We start from the raw sequence: 208 nt of genomic DNA on the forward strand, positions 1-208 counted from the left end.
GCGCGGGCAGCGCGGCCAGCAGCGGCCACTGCAGCAGGTAGCCGGCGCCGGGCAGCAGCAGGGTCAGCACCGTCAGCAGCAGGCCGGCGAACAGCAGCACGCCCGCCGCGACCTCCGCCGGGCGCAGCCGGCGCAGCAGCCGGGCCGTGGCCAGCAGGACGCCGCCGGTGACCGCGCCGAACGCCGCCACGAACCAGCCGCCGTCGTA

Annotated in this window: 1 protein-coding gene; it reads right to left on the reverse strand. The window is 78.8% G+C overall.

Features of this window, described 5'->3' with window-relative positions:
• Positions 1-208 (reverse strand): hypothetical protein (locus tag G3I53_RS19210; RefSeq protein ID WP_203617246.1); only part of this gene is annotated, 208 nt, incomplete at both ends.

Origin of the sequence: Streptomyces sp. SID14436 (genome assembly GCF_010548465.1) — a bacterium.
In the GTDB taxonomy this organism is placed as follows: domain Bacteria; phylum Actinomycetota; class Actinomycetes; order Streptomycetales; family Streptomycetaceae; genus Streptomyces.